17 protein-coding genes and 2 pseudogenes are annotated in these 14,440 nt (G+C 70.8%); 10 read left to right on the top strand and 9 right to left on the bottom strand.

What is annotated here, in order from left to right; translation table 11 throughout:
* Positions 1-2: 2 nt before the first annotated feature.
* The 3 genes and pseudogenes from ACIRRS_RS22425 (at position 3) to ACIRRS_RS22415 (ending at position 1,545) form a co-directional block, all read left to right on the top strand.
* Positions 3-389: a hypothetical protein gene (locus ACIRRS_RS22425; RefSeq protein WP_402973346.1), complete on the top strand. Its 387-nt coding sequence runs from the start codon at positions 3-5 to the stop codon at positions 387-389.
* Positions 390-540: 151 nt separating this feature from the next.
* Positions 541-753, top strand: a pseudogene (locus ACIRRS_RS22420) (helix-turn-helix domain-containing protein); the annotation flags it as partial.
* Between the two features lie 429 nt (positions 754-1,182).
* A complete protein-coding gene (locus tag ACIRRS_RS22415) occupies positions 1,183-1,545 on the top strand; it encodes a hypothetical protein (RefSeq protein ID WP_402973612.1) in 363 nt (120 codons plus the stop codon).
* A gap of 94 nt (positions 1,546-1,639) precedes the next feature.
* Here ACIRRS_RS22415 and ACIRRS_RS22410 read toward each other — a convergent pair whose 3' ends face one another.
* Together ACIRRS_RS22410 and ACIRRS_RS22405 are read right to left on the bottom strand one after the other, a co-directional pair.
* On the bottom strand, positions 1,640-1,978 hold the full coding sequence (locus tag ACIRRS_RS22410) for a PCC domain-containing protein (RefSeq protein ID WP_402973344.1): 339 nt from the start codon (positions 1,976-1,978) through the stop codon (positions 1,640-1,642).
* A 1-nt stretch (position 1,979) separates the two neighbouring features.
* Positions 1,980-2,711: a hypothetical protein gene (locus ACIRRS_RS22405; RefSeq protein WP_402973341.1), complete on the bottom strand. Its 732-nt coding sequence runs from the start codon at positions 2,709-2,711 to the stop codon at positions 1,980-1,982.
* A 613-nt stretch (positions 2,712-3,324) separates the two neighbouring features.
* Between ACIRRS_RS22405 and ACIRRS_RS22400 the strand changes: the two genes are divergently transcribed.
* The 7 genes and pseudogenes from ACIRRS_RS22400 to ACIRRS_RS22370 all read left to right on the top strand — a co-directional run.
* Positions 3,325-3,501, top strand: coding sequence for a hypothetical protein (locus tag ACIRRS_RS22400; RefSeq protein ID WP_402973338.1), 177 nt, complete (start codon positions 3,325-3,327; stop codon positions 3,499-3,501).
* Between the two features lie 40 nt (positions 3,502-3,541).
* Positions 3,542-3,706: a hypothetical protein gene (locus ACIRRS_RS22395; protein WP_402973335.1), complete on the top strand. Its 165-nt coding sequence runs from the start codon at positions 3,542-3,544 to the stop codon at positions 3,704-3,706.
* A gap of 190 nt (positions 3,707-3,896) precedes the next feature.
* Positions 3,897-4,388, top strand: a complete 492-nt coding sequence (locus ACIRRS_RS22390; protein ID WP_402973332.1) for an NUDIX domain-containing protein — start codon at positions 3,897-3,899, stop codon at positions 4,386-4,388.
* Between the two features lie 179 nt (positions 4,389-4,567).
* The gene (locus ACIRRS_RS22385) at positions 4,568-4,783 is read left to right on the top strand and encodes a hypothetical protein (protein WP_402973330.1); all 216 of its coding nucleotides are present in this window, start codon (positions 4,568-4,570) and stop codon (positions 4,781-4,783) included.
* Positions 4,784-4,926: 143 nt separating this feature from the next.
* Complete coding sequence (locus tag ACIRRS_RS22380) at positions 4,927-5,073, top strand: hypothetical protein (RefSeq protein ID WP_402973327.1); 147 nt, start codon at positions 4,927-4,929, stop codon at positions 5,071-5,073.
* Between the two features lie 551 nt (positions 5,074-5,624).
* Complete coding sequence (locus ACIRRS_RS22375; RefSeq protein WP_402973324.1) at positions 5,625-6,188, top strand: hypothetical protein; 564 nt, start codon at positions 5,625-5,627, stop codon at positions 6,186-6,188.
* 413 nt (positions 6,189-6,601) lie between these two features.
* A pseudogene (locus ACIRRS_RS22370) lies at positions 6,602-7,516 on the top strand (AMP-binding protein); the annotation flags it as partial.
* A gap of 129 nt (positions 7,517-7,645) precedes the next feature.
* Here ACIRRS_RS22370 and ACIRRS_RS22365 read toward each other — a convergent pair.
* The 7 genes from ACIRRS_RS22365 to ACIRRS_RS22335 all read right to left on the bottom strand — a co-directional run bounded on the left by ACIRRS_RS22365 (position 7,646) and on the right by ACIRRS_RS22335 (position 14,397).
* On the bottom strand, positions 7,646-8,050 hold the full coding sequence (locus ACIRRS_RS22365; protein WP_402973322.1) for a YccF domain-containing protein: 405 nt from the start codon (positions 8,048-8,050) through the stop codon (positions 7,646-7,648).
* A 226-nt stretch (positions 8,051-8,276) separates the two neighbouring features.
* On the bottom strand, positions 8,277-8,510 hold the full coding sequence (locus ACIRRS_RS22360) for a DUF6059 family protein (protein WP_402973320.1): 234 nt from the start codon (positions 8,508-8,510) through the stop codon (positions 8,277-8,279).
* Positions 8,507-10,258, bottom strand: coding sequence for an acyltransferase domain-containing protein (locus ACIRRS_RS22355; protein WP_402973317.1), 1,752 nt, complete (start codon positions 10,256-10,258; stop codon positions 8,507-8,509). Before ACIRRS_RS22355 ends, ACIRRS_RS22360 begins: the two co-directional genes overlap by 4 nt.
* 189 nt (positions 10,259-10,447) lie before the next feature.
* A complete protein-coding gene (locus ACIRRS_RS22350) occupies positions 10,448-10,702 on the bottom strand; it encodes an acyl carrier protein (RefSeq protein ID WP_402973314.1) in 255 nt (84 codons plus the stop codon).
* A gap of 38 nt (positions 10,703-10,740) precedes the next feature.
* Entirely contained in the window at positions 10,741-11,967 is a 1,227-nt protein-coding gene (locus tag ACIRRS_RS22345) for a ketosynthase chain-length factor (protein WP_402973311.1), read from the bottom strand.
* A complete protein-coding gene (locus tag ACIRRS_RS22340; RefSeq protein WP_402973309.1) occupies positions 11,967-13,229 on the bottom strand; it encodes a beta-ketoacyl-[acyl-carrier-protein] synthase family protein in 1,263 nt (420 codons plus the stop codon). The genes ACIRRS_RS22345 and ACIRRS_RS22340 overlap by 1 nt, the downstream gene beginning before the upstream one ends.
* Before the next feature lie 370 nt (positions 13,230-13,599).
* On the bottom strand, positions 13,600-14,397 hold the full coding sequence (locus ACIRRS_RS22335) for a BTAD domain-containing putative transcriptional regulator (protein ID WP_402973306.1): 798 nt from the start codon (positions 14,395-14,397) through the stop codon (positions 13,600-13,602).
* Between the last annotated feature and the right edge of the window lie 43 nt (positions 14,398-14,440).

Genomic DNA, 14,440 nt, shown 5'->3' with positions numbered 1-14,440 from the left:
ACGTGGAGCACGGCGACGAAGACGCGTGGCTGGACGGCCTGAAGGCCACCCCCGAGCAGATCGCCCGGGATATGCGGGAGGCCCGCGAAGCGCAACGACGAGACCAGCATGCACCGTTGCCCGACCCGAGCATCATTCCCGGGCCTGACTTTCCATCGGACCTTCCGGGCGTCGTCCGCTTTCACTGCCCGCACGGCTGCGGGTGGTTCTACGAGGAGTCGACCCACGCTCTTGCCGAACCGGGGCGGGTCATCCTGCCGGCGGACTTCACGCCTGAGGATCTGACCGGGATGCTCGCCCTGAACTGGGAAGCGCGCTTTCTGGACTTTCGGAGCAGGGTCGAGACGGCGATCACCGACCACTACGCCGCGCGCCACGCTACTGCCTGACCCCTGCACCCCAGAGCCCGGCCGGCTCCTCGCTGGCCGGGCTTCCGCATGTCCGGCGACTTGTGCCGGACGACACAACTGTCTACGATCAAGCAAAACCCCGGCGGTGCGCTAACACCCCGGGGCACGGCACTAGGAGTTGGGACTCCGAATGCGCATCCATCGTATCGCGCGGCACCCGCGCAACTTCACCATCCTGGACAACGGGCACGTCATCCGGAAGCACTCGCTGAGCTGGACCGCCCGGGGGCTCCTGGCCTACCTCCTGAGCCTCCCCGACGCCGCTCGGGAGGACGTCCGGACGCTGGCGGCGAAGAGCCGCGAAGGGCGTACGACGGTCGCTCGCGCGCTGCACGAGCTGGAGGCCGCCGGCCACTACGTCCGCCGTACCGACCGCGACCCGCTGACGGGTCGAGTACGGACCCTGGTCGACGTTCACGAAGTCCCGGTGCTCGACAAGGCAGCGCACAGCCGGCCGCCGCTTCCCGCATCCCCGGCCGCCGGTGGTCCTGGTCCCGGAGAGCCGGCCGGCGGGAAGGCGGGAAGCCCGTCCCGGGTAAAGACGGTGGTTCGGAAGGAAGTTGACAAACCGTCCGTCCGTCCGTCGGCTGACTGGACCGACGAACTGGACCTTATGGCGCCGCCGACGGCGGACGAGGTGGAAGAGGCGCACAAGGCGCTCACGGCCCTTTTCGGAGGGACGGACGGGGAATCACCCACCGAAGGTCTGAACGAGCCGCAGACGGCCGTCCAGGGGCCCGCTGGGTCCCGTCGGACCGAGAGGCGCCCCCGCATGTCGGAGGGCATGGACCTGCTGCTGGAGTTGGGCCGTCGCGAACCCTGCATGGTGCTCGCCGGCAAGCCGCTCGCGGACCAGTCCGCGATGGTGGAGGGCCTTCTCGCCGGGGGGTGGGCGGCGGAGGAACTGCTGAGGGTCCTCGCCGCACCGCTCCCGGCGAAGATCACGACGTCCGTCGGCGCCGTCCTCTCGGGCCGGCTGTCGAAGCTGCCGTCCGTTCCGACGCTCTGGGTGCCCGAACGGCTCGAAGCACCCGTTCCGGGCCGCCGGTCGGCGCACGAGTGCCAGGGGCAGGACGGGCTGTGCAGGCGGCCGGTGCGGGTCGCCGGAGGGTTGTGCTCAACTTGCCGTGGCTGAGCGCCCTGCCCTGGTGGCCGAGTTGCTCGCGCCAGCCGCACAAGGCGAAGCCCCACCGGGCCTAAACAGGTCTGGTGGGGCGCGAGCGGGAGTGTCAGGCAGTCACGGGCAGTACATAGGCTCGGGCGAACCAATGGCCGATCTGGGCCCGGTGGAGGTGCCCTGCCACGCCCTTGTCACCTTCGATGGCCATCGTCGCGTGAAGGTGCACGACGCCGCCGACAATGTCGCCCACGACGCCAACGATCTCGGCAGGCTGGTCGTAGTCGGTGATGATGTCGGCCGACGCATCGCCAGCGGGCATGGTGCTGATCGTGAACGAGTCGGCAGCGCCGATCAGGGAGACGATCACACCGTCCGTGAGCCCGGCAGCCTTGGCCTGTTCGGCGATGCTCTCGACCAACTCGGCGTCGTTCACTTCGAACACGTGCACGTCAGCTCTCCCAACTGAGTAGGGGTGTGAGGTCCCGCAGCATAATGGCGGCGCACCAACGCGCCCCCGCGTCGCGGGTGTTCAGGGTCTCCGCTGCCAGCCTGGCAGCGAGGAACTGGGCCGTGTCCCCGGCGGTTCTCAGATCGGCTGCCAGCGCTTGGGCCCTGTTCCACTCCAGCCCCCCAACCCGGGCGAGGACGGCCGTTGAGTAGAGATGCCTCACCTCGGGATCATGTGCGAGGACGCGGGCCACCTCTACGGCAGAATCCTGGCCGGGCCGCTTAGCTAGGATGCCTGCTGCGTTCACCCGTAGGAGCGGTGTTCCGCCGTCCTTCATCCAGCCTCGAAGGCGTGACGTCGTGGGTGTGTCAGCCAACGAGGCGACGACTAGATCCATAGCGTGCGTGGTCTGAACTGTCGTCAAGGGGCCGTAGTCACCGCCGGCCATGCTCGCTGTCAGCTCTCCCGCAGCCCGCCCCTGGGTGGCGACCAGCGCAGTGAGATTGATGAACGCGCGTCTGTTCACCCTTGAGAGGCTAGCTTCGGCCGTCAGTATTGACAGCGGGCAATCCAGCACGTGAGACAGAGCGGAGAGCCAGCGGGGCCCGGGGATGCCCTTGTTGCCCTCCCACCGTTTCAACTGACCGAGGACCGTGCCGTGGTCCTCTGGTGGTTTTCCTTCACGCTGGCAGAGCGCTGAAGCCATCTGAGGGCGTGTCAGCGGCACTGCCATGCGCAGATCCCGGAGTAGATCGCCGAATGCCACCCTCTCAGTTTGCCCCCAGTTCTGCCCCTTCCGTGAGCGGTTCCCGTAGGCGCACGCTGGTCCTCCTACGTTCTTGCGTGCTCCACAACACGGAGGCGAACTGTAAATGACCATGAGCGGACCGGGCCCGAGGGGCTCGGAGAAGGTCGCTCAGTCCCCCGGATTCGTCGGGCGGCTGAGCGGTGCTACCCCTACGGTGCCGAAAAAGCCCCCCGTCTCGCCCGGACGGGACAGACGCCGAGCGACCCCCGCCGAGATGGCGGAAGCTATGCGGCAGTACTGGGAGAACCGGCCCATCCAAGCGGCCGTGAGGTACCCCCGTCCGCCCGATTGCCCGTGCCCGAGCCCCTGTTGCAGGGAGAGCCGCGAGCGGATGCTCCAGGGCGTGACGGCTGCCGGTGACGCAGCCTGACATCAAGGCGGCCCGTACTGCTCCGCAATGCCGGGGCGGTGGGAGTGAGTGACCACCTACCCGCAATGTCAGACGGCCCCGCGCCGGACGACCGCCGGGCCGGCGCTTAGCCGACCGTAGCCAGCACCATCGCGCGCCCTTCGGCGCCTGAAGTCAAGTAGGGGAACCATGGTTGACCACACTCGTCCGCAGAGCGGCATGTTCGACAGCGGGGGCACCGGCCACCCGCCGCGTGATGCGTTCTTGCCCGTGCACCGGCCGGGCGAAGAGGCCCCCGCCGTCCCGGTGCAGCAGTCGGCCGAGGACCTGCCCGTCCCCGTCGTGGGCGAGGAAGTGTCCGAGTGAGTGTCCGTCAGGTGGCCTTGTCCGAGTGATGCGCTCGGTGGTGGCCGTCATCGCTTTGGCCGTCCTGGTGCTCGGCGGTCTCGATTGGGACCAGGACGACCGGACTCCGGGGCGCCTGTGGTGGGTGCGGGTGAGCCCGACGCGCACGGCCGAGCTGTGGCGCGAGGGCTGGCGACTGCGCCTGATCATCAAGTCCCGCAACTAGGCGAGCAAAAGTAGCCCCCACGACCCCCGTCCCGGCCGGACGTCTCTCGGACAGGACTCCTGCCGGGACGGGCTTCAACTCCCGTACCGTCGCCGCTCGGTGCGGGACCGGTCCCGTCCGTACGCGCATCCCCCGCCGTGGACGGGCGGGGCCACCTCGATCCCCCCATCTTCCGATCGGAGCCGTTTCCGTGATCCCTCTATGCATCGAGCCGTTTGCCGTCGACCGTCGTATCGACGTGTCCGTGTTGGTCCGCGACCCGCAGCGCCGCGTGCTGATGGTGCAGCCGGCGGGCCGGGACGACTTCGTGTTGCCCGGCGGCAGCGTGCACCCGGACGAGTCGTTGGCGCAGGCCGCCGCTCGGCTGCTCGCCTACGACTTGGGGATGCACAGGACCACCGAAGGTGTGCTCGTCCGCGATCGGCGTCCGGCCTGTTTCGACACCGACACGACCGAGATGCTTCACGTCGTCCTCGACGGCGGAACGATGACCACCGCCGACGCGGGCGCCCTGTCCCTCCCCGTGGGCGGGCAGGCGGTCAAGACCCTCACGTGGGTGTCCCTGAGCGACTTGCCCAAGCGCGCCCGCGCGCACACCGAGGCCCGGGTGCGGGCCGCGTACGTCGCCGCTTGCAGTGGGCTCCGCCTTCGTGCGGACGCCGGACAGTTCTGCGCCGCGTAGAGATGCTGCCCCGCAGGACGCCCGGCGCGACCCTGGCCACGTTCACGGACGATCGGACCCCGAATGCCGACGAGTCGACTGCCTGTCAGTGCCCGCAGCGCCCTACGGGCTGTGTCGAGAGGCTAGAACTCCCCACGCGAGGAAGGCAGTTCGCCGACGCCGACGGTCGGCGGTGGACGGTGCTGCGGCGCACCAAAACGGCCGACCCGGTAAGCGGCCTGATCAACCGCACGGAGATCGTGATCAGCCGCATGGGCGAGGACGGGCGGGAGATCCGCAAGCAATACCGGTGTGCGGGTCCCGTGTCCATCGAGAACCAGTACGAGAAGAACCGTCCTGGACGGCCGCCCCGCCCTCGCTTCGACCCCACGAACTCCCGTCTCGGCTCCACCTAGTGCGTCGTCACAGCACAGCCGAGACGGGGCTACACCCCGTGCCCCCAAACCGGCGGTACGGAGAGGTTCTGCCCGTCCGTACCTCCCCCGTCGCGGACGGGCAGAGCCGCCACCACTACCAGGATGGGAGCCACCGCATGGTCATGGGCAGGAGCACCAAGAAGTCCACCAAGAACAAGACGGACCGGAAGGCGACCGACGACCGCGTCAAGCAGGCGATCAAGCAGGACGATCTGGTCCAAAAGTACAAGGACAAGTCCAAGGGCGGGACGGGCTCGGACAAGGCGTAGCCGGAGCCTCCCGCCCGCCCATAGACCCCCGCTCCGACCGATCTCTCTGCCAAGTGATCTCGGTCGGAGCGGGTTCCGCAACACCGAACGGCCCGGTCACCAACGGGTGACCGGAACCCCACAGTGTGAGGAGGCACCAATCATGCACCACGACCCTCCCGGCAAGCCGCCCAAGCCGCCCAAGCCCGAACGGCCGCCCGGCCCGATGGACCCCACCGCGCCCACCAGCGTCAACGCCCAGTAGGAGGAGATCAGTCATGAGCGACCGGTCCAAGCACAAGGGCGCCGAGAAGCCCCCGCCGAAGCACGCGGGTTCCCCGGCGAAGGAGAACCCTCCGCAGCAACCGCCGAGCAAGTGATCTGATGCCGATTCACCCGGGCAAGCCGGGGCCTGAATCGCCTGCCCCGGCTCCGCCCTCGAATCCGCCGGTGAACCCTCACCGGCCGCCCGACCCGACGCCGCAGCCTTCGCGGCCGCCGGGTAGTTGACAAGTTGGCGGCCCTCGCGTGCACGTTGCGTGGGGGCCGCCCCCGTTGCAAGGGAGATGTCCGTGGACGAGCGGATCGTGATCTCGTACAAGTCCGTTCACTACGAAAACGCGAAGTGGTCAGAGTTCGCGGACAGGTGGACTGCGTCGTTTTACACCGCGACGGACCCCGTGTTCGGTACCGCCGTGATCACCCGCGTCATCCCCGGAGTGACCCCGAACCCCCGCAAGGCGTTCGAGGCAGACCCCGGACTGCTCGACCGCATCCCGCGCGTGATCTTCACCGAGGACGGTGAACTCGCCCCCGTGGTCGCCGAGTTGCGGCCCTGCCTCCTGCTGTTGCTGGAATCGGTGGAGGTGTCGCAGGAGTGGCGGGGCAAGGGCATCGGGATGCGCCTGGCCGTCGAGGCCCTGCGCCGGCTGGCAGTGCCCGGGACGCTGGCCGTCTGCTACCCGGCCCCGGTCCACCCCGTTCACGGGCCCGATGAGGTGTGCTCGTACGAGTCGGACGACCCGATGGTGAGGCGGCTCGACGATGAGGCCGTGGAGAAGCTTCGGCGGGCGTGGGGGAAGCACGGATTCTCGCTGCTGACCGATGGCGTCTACGCCCGCCACATCCAGCCGTGACGGCCCCCATTCTGCGGCTCTGCGACGTCACAGTGACCCACCTGGACGACGTGACCGTTACCGGCCTGGCGCAGTGCCTGAGGGAAGCGTGCGGGTGGGAGACCGCGGAGCCGGTACCGCTGAAGATCCTCAGTCTCGACATGGGCAAGCACACGAGGGAGGCAGGGCACACAGAGTTCGTCCGGTTCGCCGCCGACCACGTGACGGTTGGCCTCGCGCACCGGGCGGAGTAGCCCCTAGACGGCCCCTTCCCCGCGTCGCCACGGAGGCGCAGGGGAGCGGGCGGAGCAGAGCCCCCGGAGACACTTGGCGGTGTCAGTCCGGGGGCTCTGTGCTGTTCTATTTCGGCGCGAATCCCCGGTATCCCCCGTAGACTGGCAGCTAGGAACCAATTACCAGGTGTTCGACTACCTTTCGGCATGGTGATGGGCAACCTCGCGGCCACCTCGCACGGCGCCTGCACCGTCATCCCCGCCCCCGCCTTCGAACCCGGGGCCACCCTCGCCGCCGTCGCCGCCGAGCGCTGCACCTCGCTGTACGGCGTGCCGACCATGTTCATCGCCGAACTCGCCGACCCGGCGTTCGAGCAGTACGACCTCAGCAGCCTGCGCACCGGCATCATGGCCGGCTCGCCCTGCCCCACCGAGGTGATGAAGGAGGTCATCGGGCGGATGGGCATGACCGAGGTGTCCATCTGCTACGGCATGACCGAGACCTCGCCCGTCTCCACCCAGACCCGCACCGACGACTCCGTGGAGCGCCGCGTCTCCACCGTCGGCCGCGTCGGCCCGCACCTGGAGGTCAAGGTCGTCGACCCGGCCACCGGCCGCACCGTCCCGCGCGGCGAGCCCGGCGAACTGTGCACCCGCGGCTACTCCGTCATGCTCGGCTACTGGGGCGAGCCCGAGCGCACCGCCGAGGCCGTCGACGCCGCCCGCTGGATGCACACCGGGGACCTCGCCGTCATGGACGAGGACGGCTACCTCGCCATCACCGGCCGCATCAAGGACATGGTGATCCGAGGCGGCGAGAACCTCTACCCGCGCGAGATCGAGGAGTTCCTCCACGGCCACCCCGACATCCTCGACGTCCAGGTCGTCGGCGTCCCCGACGCCAAGTACGGCGAGGAGCTGATGGCCTGGATCAGGATGCGCGAGGGCGCCGCCCCCCTCACCGCCGAAGGCGTCCGCGCCTACTGCACCGGCCGGCTCGCCCACGTCAAGATCCCGCGCTACGTGCACGTGGTGGACGAGTTCCCGATGACCGTCACCGGCAAGATCCGCAAGGTCGAGATGCGCGAGGAGTCCGCCCGCCTCCTGGGCCTGTGACACTGAGGCCTGTGACACTGAGGCCGGTGACACTGAGGCCTGTGACGCCGGGGCCTGTGACGCCGGGGCCTGTGACGCCGAAGGCCGACGGGGACGCTTCCCCGTCGGCCTTCCCCGTTCCGTACGTCCTCAGTACCGAGCGCCCCACGCCTGGTCGGTGGAGACGATCTCGCGGCCGAGCGGCATCAGCGAGACGGGGATCATCTTCAGGTTGGCCCAGCCGAACGGGATCCCGACGATCGACAGGAACAGCGGGATGCTGGTCAGCAGGTGCCCGAGCGCCAGCCACCACCCGGCGAAGACGAGCCAGATCACGTTGCCGACGCAGGACGCGGCCCCGGCGTCCCGGCGCTCGACGGTGGTGCGTCCGAACGGCCACAGGATGAAGCCGGCGATCCGGAAGGAGGCGATGCCGAAGGGAATGGTGATGATCAGCACGCAGCAGATGATTCCGGCGAGCACGTAGGCGAGCGCCATCCAGATGCCGCAGAAGACCAACCAGATGACATTGAGGATGAACTTTATCGCGCTCATGCTGGGTACCTTCTCACGACCGACGGCGTTGCCCTACGACCGTGCCATGCCCGTCGGCGAGCGCGTCCACGCCCTTAGGGGGCGTTCCTCAGGGAGCGATCCGGGTCGCGGGCCCGGGCCGTCGGGAGGCCGCAGCAGCGGTCGAGGCGCACCGGAGCGGACGAGCCGGAGCATGCCCGAGGCCCTGGACCCCGCACCGGTGTCCAGGGCCTCGGACCGGGTGCGGTCAGCGTCCGGTCTCGAGGAGCTGCCGCTGGAGCCGCTTCTCCTGCCTGCTGAGGGGGACGTCGGGGCGCAGCCGCTCCGGGTGCCGCGGCGGAGGGCCGAGCAGGCCGTCGGCCCTCCCCGGGCGCGGGGGAAGGCACGGCGGCAGGAACTCCAGCGGCGGCACGTACACCCAGAGCAGGCCGGCCTCGATCACCGCCCCGCCGATCCGCCGCAGCACCCCGGCAGCGGTCACGGCCCGGCCACGGCGGCGAGCGGCCGCGCGTCGGCGGGCGCGTCGGCCTGCCAGGTCCAGAGCCTGGCCAGGGCGTCCTGGTCCAGGTCGTGGCCCTCGCGCCAGATCGCGGCGGCGGCGTTGAGGACGGCCCTGCGGTCCTGCTCGGGACCGGCCGGCTTGGCCGGCAGCAGGGGGACGACGCTGCTCGCACCCAGCCGCACCGCGCGGTGCCGGCGGGCGAAGGCGGTGAGGGTCTGGCGCGGCCCGGCCTCGATCAGCAGCATGTCGTCGGCGGCGAGCAGCTGCTCCAGCGCCGGTGCGAAGTACACGGTGTCGGTGATCTGACGGGCCCAGTAGCGCGGGCTGAGGGCCTCGGCCGTGGTCATCAGCTCGCCGGTGTAGCCGGAGTAGAACGGCACCTCGGGATCGGAGAACTTGACCTTGCGGTAGGCGACTTCGACGCCGTCCGAGGCCGGGGCCATGGCGGGCGAGTGGAAGGGGCTGGTGGCCGGGACCGCGACGACGGTGTGGCCGTCCGCGCGGAGCCGCGCCGCGACCTCGGCGAGCGGCTCGGTGGAGCCCGCGAGCATGGTCTGCTGGGCGGCGTTCACGGCCGCGACGGCGACGTCGCCGTGCAGGTACGGGAGCAGCGTCCGCTCGGAGGCGGCGACCGCGAGCATCCCGCCGGCCGGGATCTCCACCGCGTGCACCACGCGCTCGCGCATCATCCCTACCGCGTCCGGGAGCGAGACGACCCCGGCGAGGGTCGCGGCCACCAGCTCGCCCGCGCTGTGCCCGAGCAGGGCGGCGGGCCGGACTCCCCAGCTGAGGACCATCCGGGCGAGGGCGTAGTCCACGGCGAACAGCAGCGGCTGGGCGCGCCGTACGTCGTCGATGTCGATCACGGGCCGCTCGGAGAGCCAGTCGGCGCGGATGGCCGGACCGTCCGCGCCCATCAGGTCGAGGACGGCGTCGACACTGGCGGTGAACACCGGGTCCCTGCGGTACAGGCCGGCGGCCATCGCCGCGTGCTGCGAGCCCTGGCCGGGCAGGAGCAGCGCGACCGGTCGCGGGTGGCTGGTGGTCACCGGCTCGGCGGCCGCCACCTCGGCGGTCGCCTGCCTGGCGGTGGTGACCGCGGTGGCGCGGACCGGACCGAAGGCGTGCCCGAAGGGCACGGCGGTGGGGAGCGAGGCGAAGCCCTCGGGGGAGATCCGGTCGAGCAGCGCGCGGAGCTCGCCGCGCACCCGCGACTCGTCCGGCTCGTCCCGGCCCGACCAGATCAGCAGCCGGTGGCCCTCGGTGTCGGGGACCGTGTGCCCGTGGCGCAGCGGCCGCAGGACGGGCTGGTCGTCCCGGAGGTCGGCGAACTCGAGCAGGCCCAGGATGGTGTCGCCCTCGGCCACGGCCTCGGCCGCGCGGCGCAGCACCTGGACGGTGACGCCTCCGGCGGTGGGCTGGTCCAGGGTCGCGACCATCGCGAGGTCGGCGCGCTCGGCCTGGAGGTCCTCGTGGGCGAGCAGCAGAACCTCGGCGGGGGTGGCGGCGATGCGGACGGGCATGGCCCGGTGGTCCTTCACCGGCTGCCTCGGGGCGGGGAAGCCGCCGACGTAGAGGGTGGTGCGGGCGGGCAGGTTCTCGGGCCTGCGGTGGCCGAGCGCGTCGAGCAGCGGTCCCGGTACGTCGGCCGCGGTCCGGTGCAGCGGGCCTGTTCCCGCCCCGACCGTCAGCCGGCGGGTCACCGCGGTGCGTGCTGTGAGCGACATCCGTGCTCTCTCCTTGCGAGGGGTAGGGGCGAGGTCGCGGACGACCAGGACCGCCGGGGACGGGGACCGGGGTACCTCCGGCCCGGCGTCGGGCAGGGGGGCCGGGAGCCGGGTCCGGGCGGGAGGGACGACCAGGGGCGCGGGGAGCCTTGACGAAGCCCCGCGCCCCTGATGGTGGATGACCGGCCGTCAGTCGGCTTCGTTGATCAGGGCGAGCAGCGCGCGCGGGGTCTCCGCGTCGACGACCGCGTCGTCCGGGATCACCACGCCGTACTCGCGCTGGATCTGCCCGATGACCTGGAGCAGCGCGAGCGAGTCGTAGCCGAGCTCGATGAACGGGGTGTCGATGACGTCGCCGTTGAGGTCGACGCCTTCCTCCTCACCGGCGCACTCGCGCAGCATCCTGGTCAGGTCGGACAGGGTCACTTCGGTCGTGATGGGCATGACGGTCCTTTCGGTGCGGTGTATGAGAGAGGGTGGTGTCAGGCGGAGCGGCGGACCACGAGGGCGGCGTTGAACCCGCCGTAACCCCGGGTGAGAACAAGGGCGTTGCGCAGCTGCGCCTCGCGGGCCTCGGTGACCAGGTCGATCCGGTGGTCGGGGGAGGCCGTGACGTTGACCGACGGCGGGATGACGCCGTCGCGCAGGGAGAGCAGCGCGGTGGCGACGTCGAGGGCGGAGCCGCCCGCGAGGAGCCGTCCGGTCATGGTCTTCGGTACGGCGACCGGGACGGCCCGCTCGCCGAACAGGCCGGCGATGACCTCCGACTCGGCCAGATCGAGCTCGGGCACGCCGGACGCGTCCGCGAAGACGACGTCGATGTCCCCGGGGACGAGGCCCGCGTCGATCAGGGCGTTCTCGGCCGCCCGGCGCAGCCCGGAGGGGCGGCCGGAGCCGGGGGCGGGGTCGAGGGTCGCGGCGTACCCGCTGACCTCGCCGTAGATCTGGCGGGCGCCGCGCCCACGGGCGGAGTCGGCGTCCTCGACGACCAGGATCGCGCCGCCCTCGCCCGGCACGTACCCGGAGGCGTCGGCGGAGAACGGCAGGAAGGCGCGGGCCGGGTCGTTCTCGGTGCTCAGCAGGCCGGAGGCGATCTGCGGCACCCAGCCCCAGGGGCAGACGGCCGCGTCCACGCCGCCCGACACCACCAGCGGGATGCCCTTGCGGACGTGGCGCCTGGCGTGGCCGATCGAGTCGATCCCGCCGGCCTGCTCGCTCAGCAGTACGCCGCTCGGGCCGCGCATCTTGTGCCTGATCGAGATCTGACCGGTGTTCACCGCGTAGAACCAGGCGAAGGACTGGTACGCGCTGACGTACTCCTTGCCCTGGCTCCACAGGTTCTGCAGCTCCCGCTGGCCGAACTCGACCGCGCCGCCGGAGGCCGCGGTGACCACGCCCATGCTGTACTCGGGCAGCTGGTCGGCCTCGACGGCCGCGTCCTTGATGGCCCAGTCGGCCGCGGCCAGGGCGAGCCTGGTCATGTGGTCGGTCTGCGGCATCAGCCGGCTGGGGATGTGCTGCTCGGCGACGAAGCCGGGCACCTCGCCGGTGACCCGCGAGGGGTACTGCGCCGCGTCGAAACGGGTGATCGGGCCGAGGCCGCTCTCGCCGGCCAGGGTGGCCTTCCAGTAGTCCTCGGTGCCGAGGCCGTTGGGGGCCACGATGCCGAGACCGGTCACCACGGTGGTCGTGGTGGTCGTGGTGGTCATCACAGGCTCCTCTCCGGCCGGGCCAGGATCATCGCGCTCTGGAAGCCGCCGAAGCCGCTTCCGACGCTGAGCACCGTGTCCGTCTTCTTCTCCCGGGCGACCAGCGGGATGTAGTCCAGGTCGAGCTCGGGGTCGGGCTCGTGCAGGTTGGCGGTGGGCGGCAGCACACCGTGCTCCATGGCGAGGGCGCAGGCGGCGATCTCCAGCGAGCCGATCGCGCCGAGCGAGTGCCCGATCATGGACTTGATGGAGCTGACCGGCACGTCGTAGGCGTGCGCGCCGAGGCTGCGCTTGAAGGCGCCGGTCTCGTGACGGTCGTTCATCTTGGTGCCGGAGCCGTGCGCGTTGATGTAGTCGAAGCCGTCGGCCCCGATCCTGGCCTCGGCCATGGCGGCGTCGATGGCCTGGGACATCTCGCGGCCGTCCTCCTTGAGGCCGGTCATGTGGTACGCGTTGCAACGGGAGGCGAATCCCGCGATCTCCGCGTAGATGTGGGCCCCGCGCCGCTTGGCGGCCTCCAGCTCCTCGAGGATCAGGATGGCCGCGCCCTCGCCGAGCACCAGGCCGCTGCGGTTCTTGTCGAACGGGCGGCAGGCGCTCTCGGGGGTGTCGTTGCGGGGGGTGGTGGCGTGGATGGCGTCGAAGCAGGCCGAGGTGATCGGGGAGATCGGAGCCTCGGTGGCGCCGGCGACCATGACGTCGGCGGTGCCCTCGCGGATCAGCTCGACCGCGTGGCCGAGCGAGTCGAGGCCGGAGGTGCAGCCGGTGGAGACCACCACGGCCGGGCCCTCGGCGCCGGCCGCGAAGCCGACCTCGGCCGCCATCGAGCTGGGCACGAAGTGCCGGTACAGCTCGGGGACGGCGTACTCGTGGTCGACGTTCCACTTGCGCCCGCCGTCGCTGACCACCACGTACTCGCGCTCGAGACTGGTGGTGCAGCCGACCGCGCTGCCCAGCGAGGTGCCGATGCGGCCGGGGTCGAGGCTGCCGAAGTCCAGGCCGCTGTCGGCGACGGCCTCACGGGTGGAGACCACGGCGAACTGCGCCGCCCGGTCCAGGCGGCGTATCTCCTGGGGGCTGAGTCCGGCCGCCCGGGGATCGAAGTCGCACTCGGCGGCGACCTGGGAACGGAACGGTGAGGCGTCGAAGAACGAGATGGTCCGGGTGGCCGAGCGGCCCGCGGTGAGCAGCTCCCAGTAGTTCTTCACGCCTACACCACCGGGCGCGACGACGCCCAGACCGGTGATGACGACCCTGCGCATCGCCGCTACCTCGCCTTCATCGGGGCCGGTTGCCACTGCGGGCTCCTGCCGGTCGGAACTGTGCGGGCCACTGTTGTTCCCTTCGGTTGGGCCGCTGTGGATCGATGGATCGATGGATCGATGGGGTGGCCGGGGTGCTTCAGGGTCGTCCTCCGCACCCCGGCCCACCGTGCCCGGCGGGCCTTCGCCTGTGGGCGTGCCGCCGCTGCCGGTGACGTCATGGTTCGGGTCGCCTCTCGACGGCTGCTCGGATTCGCATGGAGTGTTCGAAAAGCACGCAATGCGTACACGAATCACGGAAGCGTCAGAGACCGGCCCGGCGTATCCGAGGCCGGGTCCGGTCCGTGACGGTCGCGGGGGACGGGAGGGGTCAGCCCGCGACGGAGGTGGTGGCGAGGTCGAGCGCGGGGTCGCCCTGCAGCACCGCGCGGTGCAGCCGCTGCAGCTTGGGCGAGGGCTCGAGCCCCAACTCGTCGACCAGGGTGGACCGCAGCCGCTGGTACGCCTCCAGGGCGCGCCAGGCGCCGTCCGAGCGGTGGGCTGCCAGCATCAGCTGGGCGCAGAAGGTCTCGTGCATCGGGTGGCGGGCCGTCAGCACCCGCAGCTCGGGGATGACCTCGATGTGCCGGCCGAGTCGCAGGTCGGCGTCTATCCGGCGCTCCAGGGTGGCCATCCGGTCCTCGTCCATCCTGAGCACCTCGAGCTCGAGCACCGGGCCCACCTTGACGTCCACCAGGGCCGGCCCCTGCCACAGCGCGAGGGCGCCGCCGAGCAGTTCGGACGCCGCCAGGTAGTCCCCGGCGTCGTACGCGGCCCGGCCCGAGGCGGTCAGCTGCTCGAACTCCAGGACGTCGGTCTGGCCCGGCTGCACCCGCAGCAGGTAGCCGCCGTGCTGGGTGATCAGGACGTCCTTGGCCTGGCAGTCGGGTGTGCTGCCGAGCGCCGCGGCGATCTTCCGGCGCAGCTGGAGGATGTACGTCTGGAGGGTCGTCGCCGCACTGCGCGGCACGTCGATCCCCCAGATCTCCTCCATGAGCGTGGGCACGGTGACCACCCGGTCGGACTGCAGCGCGAGCAGCGCGAGAATCTGCCGGGGCTTGGCCGCGCTCGGGACGATCGACACCCCGTGCTCGCTGGCCGTCAGCGGACCCAGAACCTTGATCTCCATGGTGCACTCTCCTCTCAGCCTCACCCGTCGGTCAGTCGGTCCG

Origin of the sequence: Kitasatospora sp. NPDC101183, assembly GCF_044767945.1 — a bacterium.
Classification (GTDB): Bacteria; Actinomycetota; Actinomycetes; order Streptomycetales; family Streptomycetaceae; genus Kitasatospora.
This window is presented reverse-complemented; position numbering and strand designations above follow the sequence as displayed.

Coding starts and splice junctions, on each gene's coding strand:
- ACIRRS_RS22365 (WP_402973322.1), bottom strand. CDS start 8,050: ATGAGCGCGATAAAGTTCATCCTCAATGTCATCTGGTTGGTCTTCTGC.
- ACIRRS_RS22380 (WP_402973327.1), top strand. CDS start 4,927: ATGGGCAGGAGCACCAAGAAGTCCACCAAGAACAAGACGGACCGGAAG.
- ACIRRS_RS22405 (WP_402973341.1), bottom strand. CDS start 2,711: ATGGCAGTGCCGCTGACACGCCCTCAGATGGCTTCAGCGCTCTGCCAG.
- ACIRRS_RS22355 (WP_402973317.1), bottom strand. CDS start 10,258: ATGTCGCTCACAGCACGCACCGCGGTGACCCGCCGGCTGACGGTCGGG.
- ACIRRS_RS22415 (WP_402973612.1), top strand. CDS start 1,183: ATGTCGGAGGGCATGGACCTGCTGCTGGAGTTGGGCCGTCGCGAACCC.
- ACIRRS_RS22335 (WP_402973306.1), bottom strand. CDS start 14,397: ATGGAGATCAAGGTTCTGGGTCCGCTGACGGCCAGCGAGCACGGGGTG.
- ACIRRS_RS22400 (WP_402973338.1), top strand. CDS start 3,325: ATGGTTGACCACACTCGTCCGCAGAGCGGCATGTTCGACAGCGGGGGC.
- ACIRRS_RS22340 (WP_402973309.1), bottom strand. CDS start 13,229: ATGCGCAGGGTCGTCATCACCGGTCTGGGCGTCGTCGCGCCCGGTGGT.
- ACIRRS_RS22345 (WP_402973311.1), bottom strand. CDS start 11,967: ATGACCACCACGACCACCACGACCACCGTGGTGACCGGTCTCGGCATC.
- ACIRRS_RS22350 (WP_402973314.1), bottom strand. CDS start 10,702: ATGCCCATCACGACCGAAGTGACCCTGTCCGACCTGACCAGGATGCTG.